At 56.3% G+C, this 14625-nt stretch carries 15 protein-coding genes; 3 read left to right on the forward strand and 12 right to left on the reverse strand.

From position 1 onward, the window contains the following. Positions 1-108: 108 nt before the first annotated feature. The gene (locus tag EC836_RS20865) at positions 109-363 is read left to right on the forward strand and encodes a CsbD family protein (protein WP_123336690.1); all 255 of its coding nucleotides are present in this window, start codon (positions 109-111) and stop codon (positions 361-363) included. Positions 364-426: 63 nt separating this feature from the next. Here the strand turns inward: EC836_RS20865 and EC836_RS20870 are convergent, their stop codons facing one another. Continuing rightward, a complete protein-coding gene (locus EC836_RS20870; protein WP_123336692.1) occupies positions 427-684 on the reverse strand; it encodes a hypothetical protein in 258 nt (85 codons plus the stop codon). A 223-nt stretch (positions 685-907) separates the two neighbouring features. Between EC836_RS20870 and EC836_RS20875 the strand changes: the two genes are divergently transcribed. Both EC836_RS20875 and EC836_RS20880 read left to right on the forward strand, forming a co-directional pair. Then, positions 908-1297 carry a carbohydrate porin gene (locus EC836_RS20875; protein ID WP_123336694.1) on the forward strand — a complete coding sequence of 130 codons (390 nt, stop codon included), beginning with the start codon at positions 908-910 and terminating at the stop codon, positions 1295-1297. A 313-nt stretch (positions 1298-1610) separates the two neighbouring features. Further along, positions 1611-2924 carry a carbohydrate porin gene (locus tag EC836_RS20880; protein ID WP_233599381.1) on the forward strand — a complete coding sequence of 438 codons (1314 nt, stop codon included), beginning with the start codon at positions 1611-1613 and terminating at the stop codon, positions 2922-2924. Positions 2925-3151: 227 nt separating this feature from the next. Here EC836_RS20880 and fetB read toward each other — a convergent pair whose 3' ends face one another. From fetB to EC836_RS20935, 11 genes are all read right to left on the reverse strand, one after another. Further along, complete coding sequence (gene fetB / locus EC836_RS20885; RefSeq protein WP_123336697.1) at positions 3152-3913, reverse strand: iron export ABC transporter permease subunit FetB; 762 nt, start codon at positions 3911-3913, stop codon at positions 3152-3154. Further along, positions 3910-4566, reverse strand: coding sequence for an iron ABC transporter ATP-binding protein FetA (fetA, locus tag EC836_RS20890; RefSeq protein WP_123336699.1), 657 nt, complete (start codon positions 4564-4566; stop codon positions 3910-3912). The genes fetB and fetA overlap by 4 nt, the downstream gene beginning before the upstream one ends. A gap of 59 nt (positions 4567-4625) precedes the next feature. After that, positions 4626-5009, reverse strand: a complete 384-nt coding sequence (arnF, locus tag EC836_RS20895; protein ID WP_123336701.1) for a 4-amino-4-deoxy-L-arabinose-phosphoundecaprenol flippase subunit ArnF — start codon at positions 5007-5009, stop codon at positions 4626-4628. Then, positions 5009-5344, reverse strand: a complete 336-nt coding sequence (gene arnE / locus EC836_RS20900; RefSeq protein WP_123336703.1) for a 4-amino-4-deoxy-L-arabinose-phosphoundecaprenol flippase subunit ArnE — start codon at positions 5342-5344, stop codon at positions 5009-5011. The genes arnF and arnE overlap by 1 nt, the downstream gene beginning before the upstream one ends. Then, entirely contained in the window at positions 5341-7002 is a 1662-nt protein-coding gene (gene arnT, locus EC836_RS20905; RefSeq protein WP_123336705.1) for a lipid IV(A) 4-amino-4-deoxy-L-arabinosyltransferase, read from the reverse strand. Before arnT ends, arnE begins: the two co-directional genes overlap by 4 nt. Positions 7003-7008: 6 nt before the next feature. Then, positions 7009-7905, reverse strand: coding sequence for a 4-deoxy-4-formamido-L-arabinose-phosphoundecaprenol deformylase (arnD, locus tag EC836_RS20910; protein ID WP_123336707.1), 897 nt, complete (start codon positions 7903-7905; stop codon positions 7009-7011). Continuing rightward, the gene (gene arnA, locus EC836_RS20915; protein WP_123336975.1) at positions 7902-9884 is read right to left on the reverse strand and encodes a bifunctional UDP-4-amino-4-deoxy-L-arabinose formyltransferase/UDP-glucuronic acid oxidase ArnA; all 1983 of its coding nucleotides are present in this window, start codon (positions 9882-9884) and stop codon (positions 7902-7904) included. The genes arnD and arnA overlap by 4 nt, the downstream gene beginning before the upstream one ends. After that, positions 9884-10858, reverse strand: coding sequence for an undecaprenyl-phosphate 4-deoxy-4-formamido-L-arabinose transferase (gene arnC / locus EC836_RS20920; protein ID WP_123336709.1), 975 nt, complete (start codon positions 10856-10858; stop codon positions 9884-9886). Before arnC ends, arnA begins: the two co-directional genes overlap by 1 nt. Before the next feature lies 1 nt (position 10859). Then, positions 10860-11999 (reverse strand): UDP-4-amino-4-deoxy-L-arabinose aminotransferase, encoded by a 1140-nt coding sequence (arnB, locus tag EC836_RS20925; RefSeq protein ID WP_123336711.1) that lies wholly within the window; start codon positions 11997-11999, stop codon positions 10860-10862. Between the two features lie 446 nt (positions 12000-12445). Further along, complete coding sequence (locus EC836_RS20930; RefSeq protein ID WP_370348339.1) at positions 12446-13435, reverse strand: substrate-binding domain-containing protein; 990 nt, start codon at positions 13433-13435, stop codon at positions 12446-12448. A gap of 78 nt (positions 13436-13513) precedes the next feature. Continuing rightward, a complete protein-coding gene (locus tag EC836_RS20935; protein WP_123336715.1) occupies positions 13514-14551 on the reverse strand; it encodes an ABC transporter permease in 1038 nt (345 codons plus the stop codon). Positions 14552-14625 lie beyond the last annotated feature (74 nt).

Consider the following 14625-nt stretch of genomic DNA (forward strand, 5'->3'; position numbering starts at 1 on the left):
AGGTTCATCGTATATTCATATTTTTATACAAATTCCGACAATCATCTGCCCACAGTGGTCTACGCTTATTATCTCACATGAGGAAATCATGCCATCAAAGGAGGCAGTATGAGTCTGTTTGATAAAGCGAACGATAAAGCGGAAGAAGCTATCGGCAAAGGCCAGGAAGAATTTGGTAAAGCCGTCGATTCTCCTGAGCATGAATTCAAAGGGAAAGTCCGTCAGCAGGCGGCAAAAGCTTCCTACGCCATTGACGATGCCCTGGACTGTGTGAAGACCAAAACCCAGGATTCTCCGTTGGTTTCACTGGTTATTGCAGCAGGAGTCGGTTTCCTGGCAGCTAAAATATTCGGCCGCAGATAGTTAACCCATTAATTCTGGGTAATCAAATAAGAATAAACGCCCGCGAACGGGCGTTTATTTTTTTCAGGCTTCAGCCTGATGATGCATCATCCATACTTCGTGACAGGTCATCATCGCTAACAATAACGACAATCCACTCCCAGATAAATAAATCCAGCGGGTGAATGCCACCTCACCGGCGTTCGATAAAAGCTGGAGAAAACTTTCTATAAACTCACGCGGGATAATATTAACCTGAATAAACGTAATCAATAAAAAGAATATTGAATAAGATAAGACAAAAGAAAACACACACCACACCGCAAACAATAGTTTCCTCATAGACGCTCTCCCTGATAACCTGTTAAAAACTCCCTTCGGTTGTATTGAGGATATCTTACGCTAAGCTTCCGCAGGCTGAAAATCAGTTGATGCGGTCTGCACGCAATCCCCTGAATTTGTCCTGCAACCGCATTTTAAAGAGAAACGGCCATGTGCTGGCATGCTGTAATCATGGTGAGCACGAAAGGGAATACCACTGGCTGGATTAAAAAGGAGATCATTTATGGAAAGGCTGTCGCCGTCGAAAATGCGGTATAACGTCCTCGTCTTCAGCGCGAGTGCGCTGGCGTTACTGTTGGTTAGCGGCGCGCTTTATGCCAAGCCAAAACCGCTGAACATTATGCCCGAACAGCAAGTCCCCTATTATATCTATCCCAACGCCGTGAACGGTTATCCCTCACCCGATAACCTGTCTGTGCCGCCCAACTATCAGGACCACAGGCCACAGCCGCTCATGCACGGTGAAGGATTCAACTACGATCTTTACTATAACTATCACTTAACTCCGCATATTATTCTGCACCCTAATCTGCAACAAACGACCAAACCCGGCGCTGTGGAAGATAACTCACAGCCGTTCGTCGGCGGCCTGAGCGCCGGAATTAAGTTTTAATCCTCGCCGCCAGTTTTTACTCATTGTAAACTGGCGGAAAACACGCTCACTGAAACAATTATTCATCACACCTATTATTTATAAACAATTAAGCCTCTCACAACAGCATTATCCGCACAAAATCATAATCCCCAAAACTTGTTTACATGTTGTCATACGCCAGCCGCAACACATTTATTGCGACAGGTAATATTTCAGCATTTTATCTCTAAGCGCCTGACGGTTAGCCACTAATGGAATGTAGTGAACCGCGCCGCGGGTGATAATAAAAAAGGTCATTATCATGCAAAGAAAAGCATACGCAGATCGGAAAATGAAAAAGATTGCACTCTTGTGCGGTGGCGCACTCGTGATGTTTTCTGCTGTTTCCCACGCCGATATGGCACCGTTTAGCCTTGATTCATCCTATATGTTCGGAGACTGGGGCGGTCTGCGCTCAGAGTTGAAAGACGACGGCGTCGATTTCCAGGTGAACTACACCATGGAGTCCGCCAGCAACCTGGCCGGTGGCTATAAAACCTCGTCGACCGCCCGCTATACCGATCAGTGGGCGTTTGGTACCACTCTCGATTTAGAAAAACTGCTAAACTGGGACGATACTCAGTTCCAGTTCACTCTCACCAGCCGAAACGGCCACGACCTTACCGAGCATATTAACGATCCTCGTACCGGTGGCCTGTCATCGGTAGAGGAAGTTTATGGTCGCGGCCAGACCTGGCGCCTGACCCAGTTCTGGATGAACAAAGGCTTCTTCGATCGTCTTGTCGAGGTTAAAGCCGGGCGCGTCACCGTCGGCGAAGATTTTGATTCATTCCAGAGCAATTTCGAAAACCTGGCGTTCGGCAGCGGACAGCCGGGGAACTGGCGCGGCGATCGCTGGTTTAACTGGCCGGTTTCCCAGTGGGGCGGTCGCGTAAAACTCAACTTCACGCCGGAAGTCTTCCTGCAGGTCGGCTTCTACAATCAAACCGCCAGTAATTACGATACCGGAAATGGCTTCCGCCTGGATACCAGCCCAACGCTCGGCAATATGGTGCCGGTCGAACTGGGCTGGAAGCCGGTCTTCGGGCCGGAAAAACTGCCGGGTAACTATCGCATGGGCGTCTACTACTCATCGGTCAACGGCAACAAGTACTCCAGCTACCGCAACGGCAGCTATCACGATGATGCCCATGCCTACGGCGGCTATCTGTTGCTGCAGCAACAGCTGACGGCGATGGACGGTGATAGTCAGCGTGGACTAAGCATGACGGTACAGGGCGTGATGAACGATCGGCGCACCTCGAAAACCGATAACTATCAGGCGATGACCTTTGTCTGGAAAGGCCCGTTCGCCGCTCGTTCACAGGATGAAATTGGTGTCGGTGCGGGACGCATTCACGTTAACAGCAACTACGGGCGCATGCAGCACCGTATCAATGAAGAAAACGGGGAAAGTCACTACCAGAGCCCGACCTACCTGCCCATTCAGCACGGGTCGGAATACAACTATGAGGTTTACTACAACGCCCTCCTGACCAACTGGCTGAGCCTGCGGCCAAACCTGCAGTACGTCGCCTCACCGGGTGCGGTCAGCGAAGTGAAAAACGCCTTTGTTGGCGGTCTCAGCGCTAACGTGAATTTCTAAAGGCGGCATTAAGGGGATGTGGGATATGTAAGTGTTAACGCCCACAACCGCGCTAAAGTGAAGTACAGGCGGTATTATTTAGCCGCAATATCAATAACGTTCACAGGCCTCATTTGGGGCCTGTGAACGTTATGTCAGCCTGAGTGCAGCATAAACCAGCCTCATCACACGCTGCCAGCCTGATGACTTAATGACTTGGCAAGCTGGCAACGTTCCGATTTAATCCTTCACGACTTCAGCTGTACCCGCGCGGTATAAAAGCGCCGGCAGGCAAGATACCCCGCCACGATGGTGGACAGGCTGGCCGTCCCCAGCAGCATAAACGTCACCATAATCTGATATTTGATCGCCTTCACCGGATCGATGCCGGCAAAAATCAGCCCCGACATCATCCCCGGCAGGCTGACCAGGCCCACGGTTTTAGCGGCATCCACGGTGGGGATCATCGCCGCACGAATGCTGTCACGCACAATGCTGCCGGAAGCGATTCGCGCACTGGCTCCCAGGCTCAGCATCTCTTCCACCTTCTGACGGTTATCGGCAAAGCGCTGGTTAAGATTGCTGAAGCACAGCCCCACCGCCACCATCGCATTCCCGGCGATCATGCCGGATATCGGGATCACCTGCATCGGCATAAACTCAATGGCCCCACTGAGCACCAGAATGGTTAAGGTCAGGGTGGTGCCCAAGGTTATCGCCACAAACGAAATCAGAAAGCCGTTATCAATGGCGCGGCTGCGCTTTTTGGCGTTCAACGCGGCATTCACGCAGATAAACAGCACCATCAGCACCGTCAGCCAGCCGTTGTCCAGCTCGAAAATATACTTCAGCACATAGCCGACGATCACCAGCTGCACAATCGCCCGCGCCACGCTCCAGACGATGTCTTTTTCCAGCCCCAGCTTCTCCTTACGGCTGACCAGCAGGGCAATCAGCACCAGTACCAGCGCCAGGCCCAGCGACTCATTAGTGATATTATGCTGGTTCATGCTGCCCCCCCGTTTTGCGGTGCAGACAGCGTCAGAATACGCTGCGCGTTCTCGGTTTCATGGCGATCGTGGCTGATCCAGATCGCGGCGGTGCCCTGCCCGACCTGTTCATCGATCAGCTGATGCACCGCCTGCTTATTTTCCTCATCCAGCGCGCTGGTAATCTCATCCAGCAGCAGAATATCGGGCGGGAACTGTAGATTACGCAGCAGCGCCACCCGCTGTTTTTCCCCGCCGGAAAGCTGGTCGATGCTGCGGTCCAGCGCTTCCGCAGGCAGATTCAGCCGCGCTAAACCCTCGATCATGGCCTGCCGCTGCGGCGCGCGCTGGCGGATCTGATACGGCAACGCCAGGTTGTCGTACACCGTACTGCCGAACAGCACCGGCGTCTGGAAAACGTAAGAAACCTGCTGCCGGTAGCGTTCCGGTTTTAACGTCGCCAGCGGCTGGCCGTTAAATATCACCTCACCCGATGATGGCTCTAACAACGAGGCGATAATTTTCAGTAACGTACTCTTCCCTACCCCGGACGGACCAGTCAGCCAAAGAAACTCCCCTTTGCCCAGCGAAAAGGACAGCGGCGCCAGCAGAACCTTCTCCTGCAGCGCAAAGCTGACCTCCCGAACCTCCAGAAGGCGATCTTTATCCATCATTTAAATGTCCTGCTAATTTAGATATCCCAAAACCCGGCAATCATAGCGCCTTTAGCCGATTAGCGGTCTTTTTTGTCCGGCCAGAAGATTAGCAGCAGGCCCGTGAGGATCAGCGCTCCGCCCGCCAGCTTGCCCCAGAGAAACGACTCACTGAGCGAAGGGATAAGCAGCGCAATCCCCCAGACCAGCAGATAGCTGAGGCTGAGGAGCGGATAGGCGCGGCTGAGCGGCATCCGCTTTAGCGCCAGCAGCCAGCACAGCATGGAAAGCGCATAGGCCAGCAGACCGCCCAGCAGCGCCAGCGCGGGGGGTGAAAAGGTGAGAATAGCAGCAGCGAAGTCCAGCGGGCGTTCGAGAGTCGGCAGCTGGATCATCGCCCATTTCATCAACAGCTGCGCTGCACTGACCAGCAGCACGCTGCACAAGGCACCTACCCAGCCCATCAGGTATACCCGCCCATTACCGCCACGCCGCCCACGATTAGCAGAATGCCACAGCAGTGGCGCAGCGACAGCCGCTCATGCCACAGCCAGCGGGCAGCGAGCGCCACAAAGACAAAATTCAGGCTGAGCATCGGATAGGCGACGCCCACCGGGACGTCCTGCAAAACCCGCAGCCAGGCAAGCATCGCCAGCCCCAGCAGCAGCACGCTCAGGCCAAGCCACAGCAGCAGATGCCGCCGTGGCCGGGCGTGACCGGTGCTGGTCGTTGCCTGCTTCTGGCACAGTTGCCCGGCGCAGCTCAACAGGCTGACCAACAGGATCAGCAGAATATTCATGGCTGCTGATGATAGAAGTAAAGGACCATGCGCTGCTGGCGATAAACCTGGTCCGGCGCGGGCAGTCCGGGGTCAGCGTCGCGTGCGGTATCGGTCAGTTTCAGCACCAGCGACACGTTACCGAGCCTGCGGTGTGCGGCCAGCCAGTCGGTAAACCGGTCACTCGCCACCAGCCGGTCGCGGCTGTCGGGGTAGCTCAGCCCCCAGGTCAGTTCACCCGACTGCTCGTACATATCGACGTCGCTGCGCTTCAGCTGCCACGCCACCGCCGAAGCCATGCCGCTGTTGTTCGACAGAATAAAACGGCTGTCCGCCAGCTGCTGTTGCGTCGCCTGAATAAATTCCTGCGGTTGTTTGGAATTCACCACTTTATCCGGAATGACCAGCGCCACGGCCAGCGCAATCCCGAGCGGGCACAGCGCGGCGAGCGGCCAGTTTCTGCCGCGCGCGGTGAACGTAACGGCGCCCATCAGCGCCCAGAATAGAAATGCCATGCCGCCCAGCGCCACCTTAACGCCCTCGGAAAGCTGATAAACCGGACGGTGGGACAGGCCCCACGGCGAAAGCACCAGCCACACTGCCAGTGCGGCCAACGTGCCGAACGCCAGGTTCACCAGCGCGTTAGCCCGCAGCGCCCGGCCACCGGCTTTCGCCGACTGCACGGCGTAGTCGGCCAGCAGGATCGCCAGTGGTGCAAAGCACGGAAGGATATAGGTCGGCAGCTTACCTTTGGCAATGCTGAAAAAAAGCAGCGGCATCACGACCCAGCTCAGCAGATACATTCCGCCGCTCCTGTTACCTCGCTCCCGGCCCGCACGGAGCAGTGCCCCCGGCAGCAGCCCCAGCCAGGGCAGTGAACCGGCAATCAGCACCGGCAGGTAGTACCAGAACGGGGCTCTGTGCTGCGCATCTTTCTCGGCAAAGCGCTGAATATGCTCCACCCAGAAGAAGTACGACCAGAAATCCGGCTGCTGGCGGGCAATCGCGATCCCCCAGGGAAGCGAGATTAACACCGCCGCCATCACCGCCAGCGGTCCGTATATCAGCAGCTCGCGGAAGCGATGCTGCCAGATGGCCCACGGCACAATCGCCACCACCGGCACCGCCAGGGCCAGAAAGCCCTTGGTCATAAATCCCATACCGCAGGCCAGCCCCAGCAGCAGCCAGGCCACCATTTTCTGCCGCCGCGTCTCCGCCTGCACCGCCAGCCAGTAGCTGCACATCGCCGCCACCAGCCACAGGGTAATCATCGGGTCAAGAACCGCATAGGTGCCGATGCAATAAACCAGCAGGCTGGAGAGAAACACGATCGCCGCCAGCCACGCGGTGCGCCGCTGCCCGACAATCTGCAACGCCAGCCACCAGACGAGCATGGCACTCAGGGTAATCGAGAAAACCGAACCGAAGCGCACGGAAAAGTTGTTGCCGCCGAACAACAGCTGGCTGAGGTTATTTATCCAGTAGCCCGCCACTGGTTTTTCAAAATAGCGCAGGCCGAGAAAATGCGGGGAAACCCAGTTACCGCTGGCCAGCATTTCACGGCTGATTTCAGCATAGCGAACCTCATCCGGCTGCCACAGGGCGCGGAATTCAAGCGGGATCAGATAGTACAGGGCATACATCAGGATCAGGGACAGGGTAATGCGCCAGCTCTTCATCCGGTCTCACTCAATAAGTTGCTGGCATCCTAACCAGCCTTCGCGGCCGGGGAAGCTACCCCGGACAATGCTGCCCATCGGCAGCTGTGTGACATCATCGGGCAGCAGCTCACCGAGCGGACAGAAGCGAATGCCGCGCTCCCGCGCCTGAGTCAGAAGCACGTCAAACATCCCGCTTAGCGCGATACCTTCGACCTCGGCGTGAATGGTGTACACCGGCACGCCATCCCGCTGCTCAACGATGCGGTCGAGAATAAAATCATTGAACGCCTGGCGGCTTACCGAGGTGCCCGCCACCTCATCCCAGGTCGGTAGTGTTACCGGGATCTGCACCGTGCCCGGCTTGCCGTCCGGCAGACGTGGCCGGAAAGGATGGGTGCCCCGGCAGTCGCTGTTCCAGGCAAAGCCGAAACGCTGCTTAGCCGCGACGACCCGCCCATCTGCCCGCCAGCCCGCCACGGCCGAACAGTTAACCGGCCTGCCGAGGATGTCCGCCAGCGCGCGGGCACCGCGTTCAATCTCCGCATGCAGCTTTTCCTTCGGCCAGACTCCCGCCCAGGTTTGCCAGGCAAAGTGGTCCCAGGCATGCAGCCCGATTTCATGCTGCTCTGCCGCCGAGCGGATCCGATCCGCAAGGCCCCGGCCAATATTACGTCCCGGCCACGCGGTGCCCGCCAGCAGAATATCCCAGCCGTAGAGCGACGCCGCGTTGGAGCGCAGCATCTTCCACAGAAAGCGTGGCTTCAGCAGCCGCCACAAGTGGCGGCCCATATTGTCCGGGCCGACGCTGAAGAAAAAGCTCGCCTGGGTTTGCTGCTGCTGCAAAATCTCCAGCAGACGCGGCACTCCGTCACGGGTCCCACGCCAGGTATCGACATCAATACGCAGACCAACGTTGATCATTCAGCAGACTCTCCGCCATCCACCGAATTGAGGAAGAAGTCCAGCGTGGCGTCGATGGTGCGGTTCATCTGCACCGCAGGCTGCCAGCCGAGCAGCCGTTTCGCATTGCGAATCGACGGTTTGCGGTGCTCCACGTCCTGGTAGCCCTTACCGTAATAGCTGCTGCTTTCCACCTCGCGGAATCCGGCAAACGGCGGGAAGCGATGGCGCAGCGGATGGCGGTCAAAGCTTTCCAGCAGCTGCTCCGCCAGCTGTTTAATACTGGCTTCATTGTCCGGGTTACCGATGTTAATAATTTGCCCGTCGCAGTTCTGCTGCTTGTTTTCAATAATCAAAAACAGCGCTTCAATGCCGTCACGAATATCGGTAAAGCAGCGCTTCTGCCGCCCACCGTCGATCAGTTTAATCGGCGAACCTTCCACCAGATTGAGGATTAGCTGGGTGATCGCCCGCGAGCTGCCGATGCGTGCTGCATTAAGGTTATCCAGACGCGGCCCCATCCAGTTAAACGGCCGGAACAGGGTAAAACGCAGCCCTTCTTTTTCGCCGTAGGCCCAGATCACCCGATCGAGCAGCTGCTTGGAAACTGAATAAATCCAGCGCTGTTTGTTAATCGGCCCAACCACCAGATTCGAGTGGTCCTCATCAAAGGTATCGTCGGTACACATGCCGTACACTTCGGAGGTGGACGGGAAGATGATACGCTTCTGGTACTTCACGCAGTCGCGAATAATCTTCAGGTTTTCTTCAAAATCCAGCTCGAAAACGCGCAGCGGATTGCGGGTATATTCAATCGGCGTGGCAATGGCGACCAGCGGCAGCACCACGTCGCACTTTTTAATATGGTACTCAATCCACTCCGAGTGAATACTGATATCCCCCTCGACGAAGTGGAAACGCGGATGACCCACAAAGCGGCTGATGGCGTCGGAGCCAATATCCAGCCCGTAAATTTCAAAATTATCATCCTGCAGCAGGCGTTCAGTCAGATGATTGCCGATAAAACCGTTCACGCCGAGGATCAGCACGCGGGTCAGGCGCTTAATCGCCGACACCGGCTGATTGTGCAGGATCGCCCCGCTGACCAGCCCCAGCGTCTGCGCCAGCTGCCTGCCCTGCATATAGACGCCGCTGTCGCCCTGGCCGGTGACGATCTCCAGCGCGCCCTGGCCACAGGCCACCACCAGCGGGTTTACCGACAGCACGGTGCCCGGCTTCGCCGCCGGTAAATCGTACCGAGCTGTCGACTGCCAGACGATAAATCTGCCGGAACCCACAAAGCTAAACGCCCCCGGCCACGGATCGGTCACCGCGCGCACCAGATTGTGAATACGATGGGCTGGCTGAGACCAGTCAATACGGCCATCTTCAGGCGTACGCCGCCCGACGTAGCTCGCCTGGCTTTCATCCTGCTCACGCTCGGTAAAATCACCGCGAAGAATACCGGGCAGGCTGGAATCCAGCAGTTCGACGCTCGCCCTGCACTGTTTGCGGTGCAGGGTCAGCGCATTATCCTGCGGGTCGATCGCCACCCGCTGCTGGGCGACAATCGCCCCGGCATCGGCGCGTTTGACCATGCGGTGCAGCGTCACACCGGTTTCTTCTTCGCCGTTGACCAGCACCCAGTTCAGCGGCGCGCGGCCACGATAGCGGGGCAGCAGCGAGGCATGCAGATTAAAAGCCCCTTCGCTGGCGCTGTTGAGGATCGCGTCACTGAGCATCTGCCGGTAGTGGAACGAGAAAATCACCTGCGGCGCCATCGCTTTAATACGCTCAACCCACAGCGGATGATTCACATCCTCCGGCGCATAGACCGGCACGCCCAGCTCCGCCGCCGTGCGGGCAACCGAGGCGTAAAACTGATTTTCAGCGGCATTATCCGCATGGGTGAAAATGGCCTCGATCTCAAACCCCGCCTTATGCAGCGCACGAATACCCGCGCACCCAATATCATGGTAGGCAAAAACCACTGCTTTCATCATTGTTTATCCTGTGTCGAGTCGGCGTTGTGACTGACAACGCGCTGAATAAAATAGCGAGGGCGGGCACGGACATCGTTATAGATGCGTCCGATGTACTCACCCAGCAGGCCCATACCGACGAACTGCGCGCCGACAAAAATAAACAGCACGGCAAACAGCATAAACACCCCTTCCGCCGACCACTGCGGACCAAGAAACAACCGCATCACCACCAGCAGCACGGCAATGGCAAAGCCCGACAGCGCGATGACGCTGCCGAACACGCTCAACAGGCGCAGCGGCGTGGTGGTCAGGCAGGTAATCAGGTCGTACATCAGGTTAATCAGCCGCATAAAGCTGTATTTTGAATCGCCGAATTCCCGCTCGGCGTGCATAACCGGAATTTCCGTCGCCCGGCGGGCAAAGGTGTTGGCAAGGATCGGGATAAAGGTACTGCGTTCGTGGCAGTGCAGCATCGCATCGATAATATGGCGACGGTAGGCGCGCAGCATGCAGCCGTAGTCACCCATCGCTTTACCGGTGGTACGCTGGATCAGGCGGTTAATCATCTGCGAAGCAAATTTGCGGAACCAGCTGTCCTGACGGTTCTGACGCACGGTGCCGACTACGTCATAGCCCTCCATCGCCACTGCCACCAGCCGGGGAATTTCCTCCGGCGGGTTCTGTAAATCCGCGTCGAGAGTGATAATCAAATCACCGGACACGTGGCTGAATCCGGCCATAATCGCCGAGTGCTGGCCGTAGTTACGGTTCAGCAGCACCGCAACGACTTTACTGCCCGGCAGCTCGGCGGCAGCGGTCAGCATCTCCGCCGAGCTGTCGCTGCTGCCGTCATCCACCAGCAGGATTTCATAATCCACCGTCAGCGTGTCGCAGGCGGCCTGCGTCCGGCGGATTAACTCGTTCAGGCTTTCCTGTTCGTTATAAACCGGGATCACCACCGAGACCTTTTTAATAGCCTGGTCTGTCATCTTATTTACCTGCAATCTGGCGCAGTGTGGCGATAACGCGATTGGTATCGTCATCGGTCATCGTCGGGAACAGCGGGATGGAACAAATGCGCGCCGAATTCCACTCCGTATTGGGGAGCGTTAACTCAGGAAAGCGTTCGCGGTAGTATTTCTGCGTGTGGGCCGCGCGGAAATGCAGCCCGCTGCCGATGCCCTGATCCTTGAGCCGCTGCATCAGCTCATCACGGCTGAGGCCACAGGTTTGCGGATCGATGCGCAGAATAAAGAGATGCCAGGCATGATGATGCGGCCAGTCGGGCTGCCTGAGCGGCAGGAACGGCGTATCGGCAAGCTCGGTCAGATAGCGGCGCGCAATCTGCTCGCGGCGCGCGTTGTGCTGCGTCAGCTTTTTCAGCTGCACCAGCGCGATAGCCGCATTGAGGTCGGCCAGATTGTATTTGTATCCCGGCGTAATCACTTCCGCCTGCGGCGCGCGGCCGTGAGTCTGCCGATCGTAGGCATCCACGCCCAACCCGTGAAACTTCAGGCTGTGCACGCGGTCGGCCAGCGCCGCATCGTCGGTCACCACCATTCCGCCTTCGGCGCAGGTCATGTTTTTAATGGCGTGGAAGGAGAAGATGGCCGTCCCCGATGCCCCGACGTGGCGGCCACGATAAAAGGTGCCGGCGGCATGCGCGGCATCGTCGATCACCGTAATACCGTAGCGTTTACCCAGCGCGTAAATCGCGTCGATATCTGCCGGAACTCCGGCGTAATGCACCGGAATAATCGCTTTGCTTCGCGGGGTGATCGCCGCTTCGATCAGATCGGGCGTGACCATCAGCGTATCGCGATCGACATCGATCATCACCGGTGTGGCGCCCAGCAGCGCGATCATATTCAGCGTGGAAACCCAGGTCATCGACGGGGTAATCACTTCATCACCCGCCTGAATGCCCAGCGCCATTAACGTGACGTGCATCCCAGCGGTCGCCGAGCTGACGGCAATCGCGTGACTGTTACCGGTTAGCTGACAGAACTCCTGCTCAAGCTGCTGATTTTTAGGGCCGGTAGTGATCCAACCTGAACGCAAAACCTCTGCCAACGCGTCAAGTTCTTCGCTGCCCATTGCAGGGCGGGAAAAAGGTAAAAACTCCAACATTGATTAATCTCACTAAACAGTTAGCACCAATAAACTGGCAGAAATTAACCGTGGGGCGTGCAAAACCGCACCTCGGAGAAAGTGGACAATAGTTGGGATGACCCAGGTGAAAACGCCAAAGTCAAAAAAACACACGTTAGCCATGAAAACAGACCGAGACGATAACTGACTAACAACAGGTGAGTTATCTTATCCTCGCGACTATACACAGAGCATAAATGAATTTTCTTAGGGGAAGATTAAGAACGAGAGTCAGGCGCGGAATTAAATCAGGTTGGTTGTCGTGCCGTTTATCTAATGCGGAAAGAGCAAAAATAAACCGACCAGGATAAAACTGAACTATAAAATAAACTTCATATTTTTGTCACAAAACTTTCGAGAGTGTTGCAGTTAAGACAAAAGCAAAAACAGGGCCATCCGTTCAGGAACGGTGGCCCTGCATCTGATTACTTACGTGCGTCCAGTAGCTGGGTGGCGTTTTCCGTGGTCACTTCGGTCCACGGCACGGAGTAGCGTTTTGATTTGCCATCATCCCACGCCATTTTGCCTTCGTACTGCTTCCAGATGGTCGACTGCGGCTGATAGCTGTCGCCCTTCACTGCCCGCAGCGCCACGTCGATTGAGCCCTGCATCTGCGCATGAGCATCCTGCAGAATGGAGACCATTTCACCCGCCTGCACCGCGCGGATCGCGTCGGAAACGCCGTCCACGCCGGCAATGGCGAAGTCTTTCACATTGAGGTTGGCACCCTTGATGGCTTCAATCGCGCCCAGCGCCATTTCGTCATTCTGTGCGATCACGCCGTTAATCTGACCACGGTGTTTCTGCAGCCAGTTTTCCATCAGCGGCAGCGCCTCGGCGCGTGACCAGTTGGCGGTTTTACGCTCCAGCACCTTCACGTTACCGGCACCGCATTCGGCGATGGCTTTATCGTTGCCCTGGCCGCGCTGGATCTCACCGCTGCCGCCCTTCGGCCCTTCAATAATCACCACGTTGCCTTTACAGTTCATTTTCTTCAGTACCGCTTTGGCTTCCAGGTAGCCACCCAGTACGTCATCGGACACCACTTCAGAGGTCATTTTGTCGGTATTCAGGCGGGCGTTGGTCACCACCACCGGAATTTTCGCCTCGTTCGCCATGGTCACTACGTCGATATTCGCTTCGTAGTCCATTGGGTTAATAATAATCGCATCGACGTGGGTCTGAATGGCGGTTTCCGCCTGGTTGTTCTGCACCAGCGGATCGTAACGGCCATCGTAAACGGTTAACTGCACATCGCCGCTTTTCACCGCCGGATGTTCTTTACCGGCTTTTTCCATCAGCTGGACAAATTCCGCTTTCATACCGTACATCAGCACGGCAATTTTAACCGGTGCGGCGTGAGCGGCCATGCTGCCCATTAACAGGCCGGAGGTCAGCAGGGCTATTTTGGTCATCTTGTGCATTTTAACTCCTGGTTTTTGTAGGATACTCACCTGTTAAACAGGCTGTTTATTTATTCCGTGAACGTCGTATTAATCGCGCTGTTGTTTACGCGACGGGTCGAGCAGTACCGCAACCACAATTAATGCGCCTTTAATAATCTGCTGGTAATAAGACTGCACGCCGAGCAGATCGAGGCCGTTATTCATTACGCCGATAATTAAAATACCGAAAAGCGTACCGATCAGCGTTCCCACGCCACCGGCCATACTGGTGCCGCCAATCACCACCGCCGCGATGGCATCCAGCTCGTAGGCCGCTCCGGCGTTAGTTTGTGCCGAGCCGGTACGGGCGGTGAGGATCAGACCGGCAATCCCGGCCAGCGCACCGCACAGGGTGTAAACCAGCACCTTAATTTTCACCACGCTGATGCCCGACGTACGCGCGCTTTTCTGGTTGCCGCCCACCGCGTAAACGTAGCGGCCAAACAGGGTTTTATTCAGCAGGATCCAGGCCAGGGCAAACAGCACCACGAACAGGATCACCGGCACCGGAATGCCCAGCACGTAGCCGTTACCTAACCAGCGGAAATCAGAGTTAAGCTGGGAAACCGGGTTGCCGTCGGTGGTCAGCAGCGCCAGACCGCGCGCCGCAGACAGCATGCCCATGGTGACGATAAACGGCTGCAGGCGGTAGCGTGCCAGGATGGTGCCGTTCAGCAGGCCGCAGACGATGCCGATGCCCAGCGCAATAATCAGCGGCATCAGCACCGCATGCGCGGTATCGCCAATCGCCAGCCCGGTGTTGGTGGTGGCAAAGCGCGCGGCCACAATGCCGCTCAGCGCCAGCACCGATCCCACCGACAGATCCACCCCGGCGGTAATAATCACGAAGGTCATGCCGATCGCCAGAATGCCGTTTATCGAAATCTGGCGCAGCACGATCAGCATATTTTCGTTACTGAGGAAGTAGTTACTGCTCCAGGCTCCTTTAGCAACCTGAACTTCACCAATGGCCGTCACGACCAGGCACAGCACAAAGAACGCGATAATAATGCCGTATTTATGCAGGTGACGCTTATTTCGGGCGAATAAAGACAACCCAGGTGTCAGTGAATGAGTCGAGTTCATCATTTTTTCTCTTATAAGCCGGTCAGAATTCAGCGTACCGGAATATTATTCCCGCTGATTTCTGTCAGATAGTT

The sequence above is a fragment of the Erwinia sp. JUb26 genome (assembly GCF_003751505.1).
Lineage (GTDB): Bacteria > Pseudomonadota > Gammaproteobacteria > Enterobacterales > Enterobacteriaceae > Erwinia.

Excerpts from the sequence above, each read along its gene's own strand:
- EC836_RS20875 (WP_123336694.1), top strand. The coding sequence starts at position 908 with ATGGAAAGGCTGTCGCCGTCGAAAATGCGGTATAACGTCCTCGTCTTC.
- EC836_RS20930 (WP_370348339.1), bottom strand. The coding sequence starts at position 13,435 with ATGACCAAAATAGCCCTGCTGACCTCCGGCCTGTTAATGGGCAGCATG.
- fetB (WP_123336697.1), bottom strand. The coding sequence starts at position 3,913 with ATGAACCAGCATAATATCACTAATGAGTCGCTGGGCCTGGCGCTGGTA.
- EC836_RS20870 (WP_123336692.1), bottom strand. The coding sequence starts at position 684 with ATGAGGAAACTATTGTTTGCGGTGTGGTGTGTGTTTTCTTTTGTCTTA.
- EC836_RS20880 (WP_233599381.1), top strand. The coding sequence starts at position 1,611 with ATGAAAAAGATTGCACTCTTGTGCGGTGGCGCACTCGTGATGTTTTCT.
- arnB (WP_123336711.1), bottom strand. The coding sequence starts at position 11,999 with ATGTTGGAGTTTTTACCTTTTTCCCGCCCTGCAATGGGCAGCGAAGAA.
- EC836_RS20865 (WP_123336690.1), top strand. The coding sequence starts at position 109 with ATGAGTCTGTTTGATAAAGCGAACGATAAAGCGGAAGAAGCTATCGGC.
- fetA (WP_123336699.1), bottom strand. The coding sequence starts at position 4,566 with ATGATGGATAAAGATCGCCTTCTGGAGGTTCGGGAGGTCAGCTTTGCG.
- arnE (WP_123336703.1), bottom strand. The coding sequence starts at position 5,344 with ATGAATATTCTGCTGATCCTGTTGGTCAGCCTGTTGAGCTGCGCCGGG.
- arnT (WP_123336705.1), bottom strand. The coding sequence starts at position 7,002 with ATGAAGAGCTGGCGCATTACCCTGTCCCTGATCCTGATGTATGCCCTG.
- arnA (WP_123336975.1), bottom strand. The coding sequence starts at position 9,884 with ATGAAAGCAGTGGTTTTTGCCTACCATGATATTGGGTGCGCGGGTATT.
- EC836_RS20935 (WP_123336715.1), bottom strand. The coding sequence starts at position 14,551 with ATGAACTCGACTCATTCACTGACACCTGGGTTGTCTTTATTCGCCCGA.
- arnC (WP_123336709.1), bottom strand. The coding sequence starts at position 10,858 with ATGACAGACCAGGCTATTAAAAAGGTCTCGGTGGTGATCCCGGTTTAT.
- arnD (WP_123336707.1), bottom strand. The coding sequence starts at position 7,905 with ATGATCAACGTTGGTCTGCGTATTGATGTCGATACCTGGCGTGGGACC.
- arnF (WP_123336701.1), bottom strand. The coding sequence starts at position 5,009 with ATGGGCTGGGTAGGTGCCTTGTGCAGCGTGCTGCTGGTCAGTGCAGCG.